At 44.9% G+C, this 15,713-nt stretch carries 7 protein-coding genes; 1 reads left to right on the forward strand and 6 read right to left on the reverse strand.

What is annotated here, in order from left to right; translation table 11 throughout:
* Positions 1-50: 50 nt before the first annotated feature.
* Positions 51-920, reverse strand: a complete 870-nt coding sequence (locus H6H02_RS08810) for an RsmE family RNA methyltransferase (protein ID WP_190816667.1) — start codon at positions 918-920, stop codon at positions 51-53.
* Between the two features lie 34 nt (positions 921-954).
* Positions 955-1,386 carry a BON domain-containing protein gene (locus tag H6H02_RS08815; protein WP_190816669.1) on the reverse strand — a complete coding sequence of 144 codons (432 nt, stop codon included), beginning with the start codon at positions 1,384-1,386 and terminating at the stop codon, positions 955-957.
* 1,310 nt (positions 1,387-2,696) lie between these two features.
* Between H6H02_RS08815 and H6H02_RS08820 the strand changes: the two genes are divergently transcribed.
* Complete coding sequence (locus H6H02_RS08820; RefSeq protein WP_190816671.1) at positions 2,697-5,789, forward strand: response regulator; 3,093 nt, start codon at positions 2,697-2,699, stop codon at positions 5,787-5,789.
* A 40-nt stretch (positions 5,790-5,829) separates the two neighbouring features.
* On the opposite strand, the gene H6H02_RS08825 is transcribed toward H6H02_RS08820, so the two are convergent.
* From H6H02_RS08825 to pruA, 4 genes are all read right to left on the reverse strand, one after another.
* Positions 5,830-8,418 (reverse strand): glycosyltransferase family 39 protein, encoded by a 2,589-nt coding sequence (locus tag H6H02_RS08825; protein WP_190816673.1) that lies wholly within the window; start codon positions 8,416-8,418, stop codon positions 5,830-5,832.
* A gap of 73 nt (positions 8,419-8,491) precedes the next feature.
* Positions 8,492-10,105 carry a glycosyltransferase family 39 protein gene (locus tag H6H02_RS08830; RefSeq protein WP_190816675.1) on the reverse strand — a complete coding sequence of 538 codons (1,614 nt, stop codon included), beginning with the start codon at positions 10,103-10,105 and terminating at the stop codon, positions 8,492-8,494.
* 547 nt (positions 10,106-10,652) lie between these two features.
* The gene (locus tag H6H02_RS08835; protein ID WP_190816676.1) at positions 10,653-12,203 is read right to left on the reverse strand and encodes a glycosyltransferase family 39 protein; all 1,551 of its coding nucleotides are present in this window, start codon (positions 12,201-12,203) and stop codon (positions 10,653-10,655) included.
* Between the two features lie 449 nt (positions 12,204-12,652).
* Positions 12,653-15,646, reverse strand: coding sequence for an L-glutamate gamma-semialdehyde dehydrogenase (gene pruA / locus H6H02_RS08840; RefSeq protein ID WP_190816678.1), 2,994 nt, complete (start codon positions 15,644-15,646; stop codon positions 12,653-12,655).
* Between the last annotated feature and the right edge of the window lie 67 nt (positions 15,647-15,713).

Below are 15,713 nucleotides of genomic sequence, written 5' to 3' on the forward strand. Positions count from 1 at the left end.
AATTAAAAATTGAAGCAGCCTTCATTTCTAATTGTGCATTGAGCCGTAGCTTAAATCTCTCTAATTTCTGATTCCCATGCCGCTGCTACCAGAGATAAGGCGACCATCGGGGCGGTGACAGCTCGCAGGACACGACGCCCTAGGGAAACAGGTTGGAAGTCAGCAGCGATCGCTTGTTCGACTTCTGCTGGCGTCCAGCCTCCCTCTGGCCCGATGGCGATGACAATCGTTCCTTGCCCTGGATTCTTCAGTTCATCTGCTATACCTAAAAAACCTAACCCCCCAGCCCCCTTCCCTACAAGGGAAGGGGGAGCCGGACTCCCCTCCCCTACAAGGGGAGGGGTTGGGGGAGAGGTCTCTTGCGGCAATAGATCAATCAAGCAATCGAGTAAATGGGGAGAATCTCCACGAGCAACGCAGATATAATTCTTGTTTTTTGTTAAAGAAGAGTGACTATTGAGGGAAGACAAAGCAGTAGAAAAGGAAACGGGTTCTAAAATTGTGGGGACGATTTGACGTTCTGATTGCTCGGCGGCTTCTTGGGCAATTCGCCGCCAACGTTCGAGTTTTTGGGGACTGGGATTGAGCAGGCTGCGATCGCTTACGACGGGCGCGATCGCGACCACCCCTAGTTCGGTACTGTAGCGCACCACTTCATCAAAGCCGTTTTTTGGCAACGCAAGCATTAGCGTCATCGAGCAGGGCAACTCAGTTTGGACAGAAATCGGTTCTAGAAGCTGCCCCTGATTCGCCTCCAGCTTCGCCAGCCACCAGTGCCCCTGTCCATCCATTGCGATAAAGCGATCGCCCTCCCGTAACCGCAACACCCGGCTGAGGTAATGCTGTTGTTCGGCAGTCAGGATAATTTGCTGGTTTTGAAATTGAGAGGGAGCGATCGCTAATCGTTGCAGCTGAGCCAATCTATTTTCCCACTGAGAGCAGACCTATCTGATTTTATCGGAACGAACCTTCTTGGGCTTTAATTTCCACTTGGTGCAGGTCTACTGCTTTGGTGCCATCTACTTTGGCAGCAACCGCTTCGACATGACTCAAAATTGATTGATTAGGAACAGAACCCGTAAGGATAATCGTGGCACCATCTTGTTCGATTGCCAGGGTCTCAATATTTTTGATGTTCGGATCTTCATCAAATGCAACAGCAACACGCTTGGCTAATCCATTGGCATCGTATTCCCCCTCAAATCCCATGTATTCTGGCAGTGTCGGAGGTTTATGCATTCCAGCCTTCTCGCGCAACTCCCAATCGTACTCACCTGTAAGTCCGGGACTCATTTGTTCCTCGACAGCTTGAGCGTCATGCTTGCTGTCTTCTTCTTTTTCACTGCTAGTATTTTTTTCTCCAAGCTGTCTTTCTAACCAAGTCATAATTATTGTTTGCTCCTAATGAAGTTTTATATTTTCTATTACACATCTATCCTAGTTCTGATTACATCTCTCATCCGAAATCAGCCATTGGGTATAGGATAAATTACTGGTTTTTTAAATAAGATGTTTCGCTACCTTACGCGGATTTGTCAACTAAATTTTTTTTTATTTAATATATATAGCCATCCTATTTAAGTTGAATGGCACTGACTTAAGCCCTGAACTAAAGTAATCTACCCCTCAAGAAGGCTAACGCGAACGGGAACGTTCTCCGGGAAAGGGCTAAGAGCTAAAGTCCGTTAAAACTGATTGAAATACTCGTAGAGCAAAGGCTTTTAACCTGTTTTAACAGGTTTTAGCTTTAAGGTGAGAGATTTATCTCAAGGCTCTGGTGTCAGTGCCATTCTATTTAAGTTGCACGCAAGTATTCGTCTTAGTGTAGAGACAAGAGTTATCGCGTCTCCACAGGAGTTCGCGAACCATTTAGTGGAATCCTAAATGGTTCATAAAGCCGAGATACCCGACTTTTTAGAGAAGTCGAGTATTTGAACCGTAGGGTTTTCACTATCTTGCAAACTTAATATTCAATTCAAATATTATGTATCTAATTTTTGCATACAACTTTAATTAGATTATGACGAAATTAAAAAGCCAACGAGTATTGCCTCTAATTATTCAACTACAAAATTTTGGTTTAAATTCAATTAATGATAAAATCTTTACTGGACATACAAAAATAATTTTCTGGGGGATATATTCCAAGCTAAAAGCCTGAAAAATATCACAAAAACTATCTATTAAATTTTGAAAGTTAAAGATGTTTTATAAGTTGTATTTGCATCTCTGATAGGCTATCTATTCGGGAAAAAAGCGGCTGTCGCCAACCCTAGAAAATTGCTGAACCCATCCGTAAACCCGTACAGATGGATGAAGTCATAACTCACTTCTCAGACATCCTCTCTGACTTAGTATTTGCGCGAAGCGAAGGATAGTAAATTCAGGCGGCTGGGTTCAGACATTACGCTTCTAAATACAAATTCTAAAAAAATCTTGATCGACTGTTGGCAAAAAACAAGGCAATTAAGCACAATAGAGGGACTTCGCAAGTAATCCCCATAACATAGACGGAAGATTAAGATATCTACAATACATACCATCTCAATTACATACCAAACCAGGAGACGGGGATTGGTTCCTAAGAATTTTCAAATTAACCCTGGAAGTTTTAACTGATAAAGATGGTAACGCTGCCTAAACAGAGGGGAAATGCTGGAAGAAGACCCTCCAGTAAAAGAATTGGAGTGCAACCCATGCAGACTGAACCGCTTACCGTATTGCTTGTGGAGGATAATCCTGGCGATGCCCGTCTCGTGCGGGAACTACTGCGGGAAGTGAATGCTCCCCAGATAACGCTGATCCACGTTCAGAAGCTCGCAGAAGCCCTGGATTGCCTCATCACTTCAGAAAGGTTAAACGGTCAAAAGTTGAAGATTGAAGGGTTGAATCAACCGACTAACCAGCAACCTTGTGAGCAGAGAGGCGATCGCCTCCCACCATCTATCGAGGTGATTTTGTTGGATTTATCGCTTCCGGATGGTCAGGGTTTAGAAACCGTGAGGCGAGTCCGCAATGCTGTGCCAGAAGTGCCGATTGTGGTGATGTCAGGACTCGCTGATGAAGCGATCGCACTTTCTGCCGTACAAGAAGGAGCGCAAGACTATCTCGTGAAAGGTCATGCCGACAGCCATCTGCTGATCCGCACCGTGCGATATGCCATCGAGCGTCAGCGGATGCAGATACGGCTCCAACAAACTCAGCAAGCCTTGCAGCAACAACTAGAGCGAGAAGCCCTAGTAAACCGCATCACTACTGCCTTAAATTCCAATCTCGATCCAAAGTCGGTCGTTGATGAAATTGTCCGGCAGACGGCGGTCCCGATGAGCTGCGATTTCTGCATGGTAGTCCGAGACTTGCCTGAATCAAACCGAATTTACATTGAAGCAGAGTATTGGCCCCATTTATCAGATGCCGTCAAGCCGATTCATCAATCGCCCCTACAAGGGACAACTCTGTCCGTAGAAGGCTGGGAAACGGTGCGAAGTGAGTTGCTCGAAAACCGTCCGGTAGCTATTGCAAACACGGCTGACTTTTGGTTGACCCCAGCCTACCAAGCGCTGTGCCCGGAAAGTAGACCGAGTACGATACTCCTGGCTCCTATCTTCGTGAGAAAGCAATTCTACGGCTATCTGGTCGTTGGCTCGCTCAAGCCGCGCCCGCTGTTCTTAGAATGGGAAATTCAACTGCTGCAACAGTTAGCTGGACAGACAGCGATCGCTCTCTACAATGCCCAAGAGCTTGAAGAGCTAGAAAGCCTGGTTCAAGAGCGCACTCAGCAACTTGCTCAGGAAAAAACACTGCTGGAAGCCATTCTTAATTCTATTCAAGAGGGAATTACTGTCACCCAGCCCGATGGTCAAATCGTGCTGTTAAACCGGGCGGCATTACAGATATATGGTCTAGTCGGGAATGGGGTTACACCTACCTCCGCCCCAGGCTCTATGCCTCACGTCCGGAATTTTTTAACTAAATTAAAAGTCCGTAACCCAGATGGTTCCCGCCCTCATCGGTCGGAGTTACCCTTAATCAGGGCACTTCAAGGGGAAGTTTTTACCGATCAGGAGCTGGTGGTACACGGTCTCAATGGAGAGCGCAAGTGGGTGAGTATCAATGGGGCGGCAATCTGCGATGAAGCCGGGAAAGTCTTGCTGGCAGTCAATACGACGCGAGACATTACTGAGCGCAAACAAGCAGAAAAGGCGCTGCGGGAATCGGAAACCAAATTCCGGACGCTCTACGAATCAACCAGCGCGGCGGTGATGCTGTTGGATGAACAAGGATTTATAGATTGCAACAGTGCCACCCTACAGCTATTTGGCTGTGATAACTTGGAGGAGTTTTGTGGAAACCATCCCAGCCAATTCTCGCCGCCGACTCAGCCCGATGGTCAAAGTTCTCGGAGTCTGGCTTGCGATCGCATTACCACTGCCCTAACAGAAGGCAACTGTCGCTTTGATTGGGTTCATCGGAAGTTAGATGGTAAAGATTTTCCGGCAGAAGTAATGCTAACGGCAATCGAGTTGGACAACCGGAAAGTGCTGCAAGCGGTCGTGTATGACATTAGCGATCGCATGAACAAGGAAATCGAACTGCGGGAAGCGAAGGAAGCGGCAGAAGCGGGAAGTCGCGCAAAAAGTGAATTCCTTGCCACCATGAGCCACGAACTCCGAACGCCCCTCAATGCGATCTTGGGACTCTCTCACATTATGCGGCAAGAGATTTTTGGCACGCTCAATGAGAAACAGAAAGAATATGTTACCTGCATTAACAATAGTGGCGAACATCTCCTATCGCTGATTAACGATATTCTTGACCTTTCTAAAGTCGAAGCAGGCAAAGAACAACTCTGCCCGATGCCAATCATCGTGCCGCATTTGTGCGAATACGTCGTTACGATTATGCGGGAGCAAGCCTACGAACGAGGGCTACAACTCACCAGTCAAATTGACCCAGAAGTTGATGTTTGTGTCGCCGATGAACGACGGCTAAAGCAGATGTTATTAAATCTGCTATCGAATGCAATTAAGTTCACACCATCGGGTAAAGTTTCCCTAATTGTGCAAAAGCAGCCTGGATGCATTGTGTTTACCGTAGCGGATACGGGCATCGGCATTGCCCCTGAGAAACTGTCATTGTTATTTGAGCCATTTCGCCAATTGGACAGTGGATTGAACCGGCAGTTCGCTGGCACTGGTTTGGGGTTGTCACTGACTCGCAGTTTAGCCCGACTTCATGGTGGAGAAGTGATGGTTTCTTCAACGCTAGGAAAAGGCAGTGAATTTACTCTATATCTGCCCGATATGAGCAATGAATCAGTTTCCATCTCCCAGTTTCCAAGCGACGGAGGCGATTCTTCTTCATTGTCTTCCGGGCTAAACAATGGCGAGTTAAAAGCCGCCGCTAACCCTTTTTCTATCCCTGGTAAAGGACGAATTTTAATTGTGGAAGACGATGAAAGTAGCGGGTTGCTGTTGCAAGACTATCTCCAAATCGTAGGTCATACCGTCGAACATTTGCTTGATGGGACGGATTTCCTCCAGCGAGTGCGAACCTTCCAGCCCGATTTGGTTTTGTTGGACGTAAATTTACCCGGTGGATACAGTGGGTTAAATTTACTAAAAGACTTAAGACAGCAACCGGAACTGGAAAGACTGCCAGTGGTGATGGTGACGGCAAAGACAATGACTGAAGATCGAGAGCATTGTTTAGAGGCTGGTGCCAATGATTATCTTAGCAAGCCGATAGGCATTCCTCAGTTGGAGTTAATTTTAATGAAACATCTTTGAAAAAAGCAAAAGGCAAAAGGCAAAAGAAAGAATTTGGTTTCTAGGCTGGAATTTTTAATTCTTTCAAAATTTGCCAAGCTTTAACCACATTGCCTTGCAGAAGCGTGGCTACGCCATTCAGGGCTTGAAGTTCGGATAAGTTCGGGTTGATGGCAAGAGCTGGTTTCAAAGCTTTCTGGGCGGCGGCGGGATGCCAATCGTACAGATGGACAAAGGCGAGATAGGCATAAGCGTAGGGATTTTGGGAGTCGATCTCAACGACTCGTTCTAAGGCAGCGATCGCACCTTTGACTTGTCGCTTCAGCGCCTTTGACAAAGCCAGTGTGTATGCCCAATCCCGGTTTTGCGGTTCCTGTTGCAGTCGGTATTCCAATGCCGTTAAGCTCTGATTCAGATAGTCTTGAATCGGGTCGTACTGGTTGATGCGCCCAGTTTCTTCAAATATCGACTCTAGAGCTTCTGTCCCTTGGGGTAAGGTAGCGGCTAGAGTCCGCAACTGAGTCAGCAAATCCAGCTCAGGTGCGGGTGTGGCGGCGGCAAGGGGTGCAATGTTCAGTGTCACGGGAGGCACCTGGATCGGGTAAGTTTCACCTGTTTGCCGGTTCAGGTAAGTCGCTTCTAGGCTATAAATTCCAGCTGATATATTTGCTGGCGGCAGCATCGCTATCTGTTCGGTGACTCGAAACCCATTCGCAGAACGCTCAGGGGGAAGAACTTTTGGATACAATTCTCCCATGCCAATCCCGTGATCGTGCAGCCATTCAGATTTGGGATTTTCAATTTTGGGATTCTCAACTTTGGAATTTTCAACGATGCGATCGCTCATTCGCCAAGTCAGCAGCACTAAACCAGATTGCAACTGTTCCCAGGAACCAGACCATTCGTAGGTAATCGGTACGGGACTCCCTGGCGGGGCTTGATTAGGTACACTCACCCGTTCTAGGCTGACTTGGGTACGGGGTTCTGTGAGGGGTTGTACTTGGATGGGTGGCGTTTTGCGATGATAGAGTTTCAGAACGCTGTCATCGGGTAAATCCCAAGTCTTTTGCAACTGGAAATCCGAACCTTGTTCGACAGTTTGGACGATGATTGCTTGCGCGTCTGGAATCGATCCTTGCTTACCAGTTTTCGTGAGGAACCAGGAAAGCGATCGCGCATCTTGAGGGACAAACTTTTTTCGGGTTCCCACCTGACGCCCATACACCTGAAAATTTTCCAACGCACCGTAATAATTGAAATTATGCTGGTTGATTTTGGCGGTTGAGGGTAATACTCCCAGGGTGGAACGCAGATAAGGTTCGGTTTGAATAATTTGGGCGGTCGCTTGTTGGTGAGGCCATTTTTCTCCCAGATAAACGGGATGCTGGGCGTAGGGACTGAGGACTTGCGTTAAATTGGCAAACATCCCTCCCACGGGAAACAGATTCAGAAACATCAGCAGCACCGCCAAACCAACCGTTCCCCAACAGATATGGTTTTTCCAGCGTCCTGTCGGGCGCGTTAAACCATAAGCTAAAAATAACCCCACAGCGGGCAAGTAAGGCAAAACATAGCGGGAATCCTTATTAATATTCAGCGAACCAAGCAAATAAGCTCCCACCCAAAACACCATCAGCCAAGCAATTGAATTAAAATTTAAAAATGAAAAATTAAAAATTGAAGAATTCTCATTTTGAGTTCTTAATTTTTTAATTGAATAGATCAGCAATCCCACAATCGGAATGAGTAATAAAGGCCAGGACAGATGGTAAGGGAGAATTTTCCAGTAGTAAGTCCAGGCGTCTAGAGTATTGAGGGCGGGATCTCCCTCAGCGATCGCTGAATCCACAGTTGCCCGTTTTCCCGCTGTCAGCATCAGCAGCCAATTTGTGCGATACCAGGGGCCAAATACCAAAACCGACAGCAGCAAACCAGCAACCAGCTGCGCCAAGCGTCCCCATGCCCGGTGCCGAATCGTACCAAACCCCACCCACAAAATCGGCGACAACAAAAAGAACAGCGCTGTCTGCTTTACCATCAGCGCCAGCCCCAAAGAAAGCCCAAACGCCGCTGCCCAAACCCATTCTCTTGTTCTGTGCGTCCTCTGTGCCTCTACGGTTGGACAATTTCGCCAAACCGTCAAGCAAAAGAAACTCAATGTCACAACTGCTGTCAACGGATAATCCAGCAGAAAATCCAGACGATATTGATAAATCCCCGGTAACAATTGGCACAGCCCAGCCGCCCATAAACCGACTTCAATGCTAAATAGCTGGACGCCTAAACCATAAACCGAACCCAACAGCATCGCACTGAATAGCAACAGAACTAGCGTGGCTTGATCCGCCCCCGTACCAAAGAGATGCTGGACGATAGCAGTCGCAATGTAGGTAAAAGGCGGCACTTTGGATGTCAAAAGCCAAAAGCTCGTCCACCACTCGCCTGAAAACCACTGGGGTTGTTGCAAAGCCCTCCAGTAGTTCAACGATCCCGTCAAGTAATCTGCCTGATCCCAGGCTGGTACCGAGTGGTCAAGCGCAAACCAAATGCGATCGCATACCGCCCCCACAAGCCAAATGATCCCCAGAACCAGTAGGGGCGACTCTTGTAGTCCTTTGTAAAACGAATTGCGTTTATCTTTATCAGCCACAAAACCTAGGTGGATTAATCTAACATCTTCCTCATATTTACAATAAAAGCCAGATGTTTATAAAGCTCTGTTACTATTTTTCAAGCTTCCAAAGCGAATATTGACCTTCTTCTAGCAGATTTATTTTATAATTTTGCTCTTTTTCAAGTTTGCTTCGCCATTCTTTAGAAGGCTCAAGGAGGAACACATCGCTAAAACCATCGGCAATCTTAGGTAGATTGGGTTCAGTTACTAATTGAAGTTTTACTTTTGGTTCAAGTAGATAGCTATACGAGAGTATTTCATCTAGATTATAGGAACGATTGGTGCTAATCAAAAGCGGTTTATTAGCTTTGTTAATTATCGGGGCTAGCTGAGGACTGTTAGTTGCCTTATGCCAAGAAATTTCAGTTATTGGCATAGATGCACACGACACAACTCCAGCTAAAAATAACCCAGTTGTTATCCCCTTCCATAACTGTTGCTGCGAACCAGAAAAAATCTTGGTAGCAAGCAGATAAGCAACAGCTAGTTGAATGCCTAAATAGCAAGGGGTTAGATATCGAGGAATAGCCGAACGCTGTCCCCCAAAAATTAAATCTGATAAAATTAAAGTTAAACCTGTAACGCCTATCAGCGTGAAAATAAATAACCAAACTCGGATTTGAGTTTGGCGACATACAAAATATAAAGAATATACTGCTAAACTTAATAAAGCAATACTAAGTGGTCTTCCCAAATAACTTTCAAATTCAGCAATATTAAAATGCAAATCCAAAAACACGCTTCTGAGACCACCAATCCACGTTCTAACTAAAGATAGAAAAGGCATTTCTTTAGCTGTCCAACTGGCGGCATCAACTTCGTGGATTTGAACTAGCCAAGGGATAAAACTTATCGAAGCTACAAGAGATGAAACTAGATATGCGATAGTAGTTTTATTCAAGCGAAAACGTTCAACCGCAATTACATATATCCCATGTCCAATCGCAATTAAGATAGAAAGCAAATACGTATAGAATCCTAATATCAAAGTTGCTGCATAAATCCCCCAACTAGATTTTGTTTTTAACCGCATTGCTCGCAGCAGTGCCGCACTGGACAATAAAATTGTCACCATCCACATACTGTATTCTCGCGCTTCCTGTGCATACAGTACGTGAAATGGTGAAACTGCTATCAGCGCTACAGCAATCCATCCTACCAGCGACGAATCAAATAATTCTAGGCATAGCCAATAAATACAAGGCAACACCAACAAACTCATTACCGCAGATAAACTCCGCGTTACTGCTATTGAATTACCAAATAACTGTATCCAAAATCTTCCCAACATTACATACAGTGGCGGATGTTGGGGGTCTTCTTTTATCAAGGCTTGAATGCTATCTCCTAAACTTTTTTCAGGATTAACCCGTAGATACTTTTGTAAATCTTCAATACCAATTACATTACCAGTGAAGGCTTCCCGAATTACTTCTTTCTTGGTGTAACCAGAAATTTGTAGTGAAGTGATGGTTTCATCTCGCCAGTAAACTTTTTTATCAAGATTAGAGAAGCGAAAGAATACGCCTAAAATTAAGAGGATAATAATTAAAAACCTTAATCCTTTCGGTGGGAGCGCCCAATGCTTCAATCTATCTTTTCCCTGAGATTTTCCTGCAACCTGCTTAACGCTTGTTTCGTTGATATCTGGTTGATAAGCCATAAATAAAATCTCTTAAAAAAAATAACTAAAATCTTCCGAAAGTTATTATTAGTAACTCAATATAAGCATCTAAAGATAGATATTCATCAAACTTTAGATAGATGGTATTTTAAATAAAATTGTGATTTCGGTAGATGAACTAATTAAATTTCTCTAATAAAACAGAGCTGAGATTGCTTTAATCTCAGCTCTGACAAAGCTTGTAAGCTTAAGAAAATGGCTCAATATGGATTTCAGGGAGCTACTTATAGAAGGGTCTCAGCAACGCTTTACCTCGTTTTCTGGCATTGTGAGCAAATTCAAAAAAGCCTACTCCCCGCAAGCGGAGGGAAGATAAAAAATAAATTTTTATTCAGGAGAGAGTGGGGTTCATTCAGTGCATCTTGATAGAGAATTGGTAGAATTCGGCGATATTAATTATCTGTATGATGGGTTAGCTTTCTTCGTAAGCCATACAGGTTTTGGATTTCCTTGCGTTTTCCCAACTCACGAAAATATTCAATTTAATTATATCGACTGAACTTATGACCGATAAATGACATAAATATTAATTCTTCACTACCTCCCAAAGTTCTTTCTTGTAAACAGGTTTCATTATGTCGTTATGGTTTATCTTTAGCCCTAACAGCAATGTCTTTGAAGGACTGAATAAAAATATATCGCTATAGCCATCTGTGATTTTGGGTATCTCCGGTTCAATTACTAGCTTAAAACGCACTTTATTATCCAATAGATGACTGAGCGAAAGAATATCACCATGAATCGAATCACTAATCACAAGTGGAGAATCAGCTTGGTTAATTATCCGAGCTATTTGAGCATTTGCCGAGTTATGAAACTTGTTCCACCAACCTTCTGCTTGAGAACTGGTTGCACAGGATAAAACTCCACAGGAAAACAATAGAACTATGGCAACCCTCCATGTTTTTCCTTGCTGATTATTAACATAAAATTTTATCTTAGTAGCAAATAGGTAAGCAACAGCTAGCTGAATTCCTACATAAAATGGCGTTTGATATCGAGCAACGGTTGACCAACGCCCTCCCTTTATTATATCTGGTAGTAATAAGGCTAGCGCTGTTACTCCCATTAAAGTGGATATAAAAACAAAAGCTTGCTTTGGGGAGTGGCGATAAAGAAAATAAAGGGAATAGCCTACCAAAATTAAAACAAGAGGAATTAAATATGTAAGTGGATTACTGAAGCTGAATTCAACATCCAGAAAAACACGAGTCAGGTTAAGCAGCCAAATTTTAACCAAAACCAATACAGAAATTTTTACAGATGCCCAACTCATTGTGCTGCGATGAGTGACAATAAATAAAAACCAAGGTATAAAGATTATTCCTCCTGCACTTACTGCGAACAAATAGGAAAGAATTATTTTATTCAATCGCCAGCTTGCAGTTATTGCTACATAGAGTCCATGTGCAATTAAAACTAATATAGAAAAGAAATAGGTGTAGAGACTAATTACTACCGTTCCTGCATAGATTACCCAACCAATCTTTGTTTTTAGCCGTATAGCTTGAAGCAGAGCCGCGCTTGATAATAGGATTGTCACCATCCACAAGCTATACTCTCGTGCTTCCTGTGCGTACACAACATGAAAGGGTGAGACAGCTATCAGTGCGATCGCAATCCACCCTGCTAAAGGTGACTCAAATAATTCTAGACATAGCCAATAAATGCAAGGGAACGCTAGCAAGCTAATGACAGCCGCTACACTTCTTGTTGCTGCTACTGAATTGCCAAAAAGCTGCACCCAAAATCTCGCCATTACAAAATAAAGTGGTGGATGTTCTGGGGAATCTAACGATAAAGAGCTAACAGTATCCATTAAGCCTTTCTCAGAATTGGGATACTGATACTTCAATAAGTCTTTGACTCCTACTTCCTTTCCTGTGAAAATCTGCTGGTATAACTCATCTTTTGTAAAGCCAGAAATGGTTATTGAAGTAAGAGTCTCATCGTACCAATAAACTTTTTTACCAAGATTGACAAAACGAAAAAATACACCCAGCGCTAACAGAAAAATGATTAAGAACCGTAACCAAGTCGGAGGAAGCGCCCAAGTCAACTTTAGTTGGTTGTTCATTTATCAAAATAGCTTAATTTTTAAGAATTGAAAATTGCTAAAACTCTAGATATTAACCGACATTACTGGATATTTTCGGTTAATATTTAGTCATTTAAGCTAGGTCTGCAATGATCGTACCGATGGGATCGTACAGATGTGATAAATAGTAGCTATGTCAACCCCTAAAAAATGACTAATCATTCTGTGCAAATTAGCTGCACACAATCTTATGGTTCAAAGCTATTTTTTACAGGATTGCTCAAATTTTTAGTACAAAATTGTCAAAAGATAGGATTTTTTTAGGAAGATTTAATAAATATGGCTGTGAGAGAGGGGGAATCAGTCAAAAAAATAAGGGCATCACCGCGTAAGCGATCGCCCTTAGTACGATATTTCAGGATGGTGAACCGATGAGCCGAGAATTAATCGCTTTGGGAGCTTGTTTTTCTAACGGCTAGAATGATAATCTAATCAACTCCTTCAATTGGCGCGAAGCCTTGGCGTTGGATATTTTCAGTGATTACGCGGGGTTCGAGGAATTGTAGCAAGTAATCTGGACCACCTGCTTTAGAACCGACCCCGGAGAGTTTGAAACCGCCGAAGGGTTGTCTTGCTACAATTGCGCCAGTGATGCCACGATTGATGTAGAGGTTGCCGACTTCAAATTCGCTTTCAGCTTGTTGAATGTGGGAAGGTGTACGCGAATATAGACCGCCGGTAAGCGCGAAGTTGGTGTTATTACCAACCGCGATCGCTTCCTTGAAATTCTTCACCCGCATGACTGCCAAGACAGGACCAAAAATTTCTTCTTGGGCAATCGTCGCCTCTGGCGAGACTTCTGAGAAAATCGTCGGGCCAATAAAATAGCCATTATTGGGTGCGGGCATTTCCAGCGCCACTTTTGCTTCCTGACGCCCTTTCTCGATATATTCCAAAATGCGATCGCGTGCGTTTGCATCAATCACAGGACCAACTTGGGTGCTAGGTGCCTCCGCAGGGCCAACATTAAGCGATCGCGTCGCTTCCACCAAACGCTCCACAAAAGCATCATAGATGGGTTCTAGAACAATGACCCGCGAACACGCCGAACACTTCTGTCCGCTGTAACCAAAAGCGGACTGCACCACACCTTGCACAGCTTGGTCGAGATCGGCACTTTCATCGACGATAATCGCATTCTTGCCACCCATTTCGGCAATCACCCGCTTCAGGTGTTTTTGTCCTGGTTGTAAAATCGCCGCATCAGCGTAAATTCGACAGCCGACTTCCTGAGAACCTGTGAAAGTAATCATGTGGACATCGGGATGCTTCACCATATAAGCACCCACCGTTGAACCTTTTCCGGGTACGTATTGGAATACCCCACGAGGGATGCCTGCTTCTACCAAAATTTCACTGAGTTTCGCAGTAATCACCGATGAAACTTCAGCGGGTTTGAGAAGCGTACAATTTCCAGCCACCAGTGACGCCACTGTCATTCCGGTGGGAATCGCCAAGGGGAAATTCCAAGGGGAAATAATCAGAGAAATTCCTCTTGGTTGGTAGTTATAGCGGTTGGTTTCCCCGGCGATGTCATAATGGTGCCCAGCATCCAACCGTTCCATTTCGTCGGCATAGTAACGGCAGAAGTCTATCGCTTCGGAAACTTCACCATCGCATTCCCGCACTGGCTTCCCAACTTCTAATACCATGCACGCGGATAATTCAGCGCGGCGTTTTTCCATCAAATCTGCGGCTTTCCGCAACACTCCAGCCCTTTCTGGCACCGGAGTCCGCCGCCAATTGGCAAATGCTGCTTTTGCGGCTTGGATCGCTTGTTCTGCCTGTTCTACGCTAATCAACCCGATTTTGCCAACCACCTCACTGGGGTTGGAAGGGTTCACTGAATCGACGAGATCCGATGTATTTACATATTCACCGTTAATCAGAGGTAAATAGGTTTTACCCAACTGTTCGCGCATCGTTTGCAAAGCTTGTTGCGATCGCTTCCTTTCCTCGACTTGAGAATAATCCGTATCCGCCGCATTGTGAAAAGGCAAGTTTAGAGTTGGGAGTTTTGAGTTTTGAGTTTTGAATGAATCCGAACTTTCTACAACGGGGGGCGCTAACAATTCCTCAATCGGGCGCTCTTCCAGATTTTGCCTCAAGAATGAACTATTGGCAGTATTTTCCAGCAACCGGCGAATCAAATAAGCCATTCCCGGTAGCAAATCCCCATAAGGACAATACACCCGCACTCGATAACCTTTATCGACGAGAGCTTTTGCCAGCTTATCTCCCATGCCGTACAAAACTTGCATCTCAAAGCGACGGCGGGGAATTTTCAAACTTTCCGCGATCGCCATCGCCCGTGCTTGCGATCGCACGTTATGGCTGCCAATTGCCGCGTATAAATACTCATGATTTTCCAGCAACAACTGGGTCATCTTCTCAAAATTGGCATCAGTTGCGGTTTTATCGCTGTAAACTGGCACGGGCCAATCTTTTTGCATCGCCTTGATGGTTTCTTGATCCCAGTACGCCCCTTTTACCAAGCGCACTGTTAGGGGATAGCCACGCTGTTTCGCCCAGTCAATCAAGCCGCGCAAATCTTGTTCGCTGTCGCGCAGATAAGCTTGCAGCGTTATTCCGAGATCCGTGCGACTCCGGAACTCCTCTTCCATCAACAACTGTTTCAGGATGGAGAGCGTCAAATCTTTATAGGCATACTGTTCCATATCAAAGTGAACGGCAGCCCCCAACGCTTGGGCGCGACGTAATAGAAGCCGGATGCGATCGCTCACTCGCTCCTCGCTTCCCTTCGCATCCAACGGATCGAACTGGGAATAAAACGCGGTTAACTTGACAGATACCTGAACCTGCGGGATATCTTCTCCATCGGCTTGGTCTATTGCAGGAATCCGCGTCCACGTCTTCGCAGCGTCCGTCAGCTGCTGCATCAATTCCAAATATCTATCTAAATACGACTGCGCCTCAGCTTCCGTAATCACCGCCTCCCCCAACAGGTCGATGGTAAAAGCCATTTTCTCCTTACGCAATCGCTCAACCGTCTTAATAACCTGTTTAATGCTTTCCCCAGCGATATATTTATGGGCTAAAGTTTCAACTGCTGTATTCACAGTTGTCGCTGCTACTTGACCGGGCATTGAGTCTGGAGACGCAAAGTTGAGCATCCCTTTCAGGCTCGTCGGGAGTTCAACCGACTCATCCGCCAAGTATTCTTGCAAGTGACGAGCAACTTCCGGTTTACTGTGCAGCGCAGGCAGACAGTCAATGAAGCGAAACAGCTGCACCCGCAAACCAGGGTTGCCCATTGCCCAGGCAAGTAATTTATCATCCCAGCGCATTTGGTCGCGCATTTGGGCAAAAAAGGAGCGATTTTCTCTCGTTGCTGCCAACAGCTGTTTGGCAATTTCTTGGGTCTTGACTTCGTAGGTGCTATCAGATATTTGTACAACCACAGCTGGCAGACTCCTAATTCAGGATAAAGGCATCAATGCTGGGAACCCTCTATCTTCTATTTTCTCG

It is taken from the genome of Coleofasciculus sp. FACHB-1120 (assembly GCF_014698845.1).
GTDB lineage: Bacteria > Cyanobacteriota > Cyanobacteriia > Cyanobacteriales > FACHB-T130 > FACHB-T130.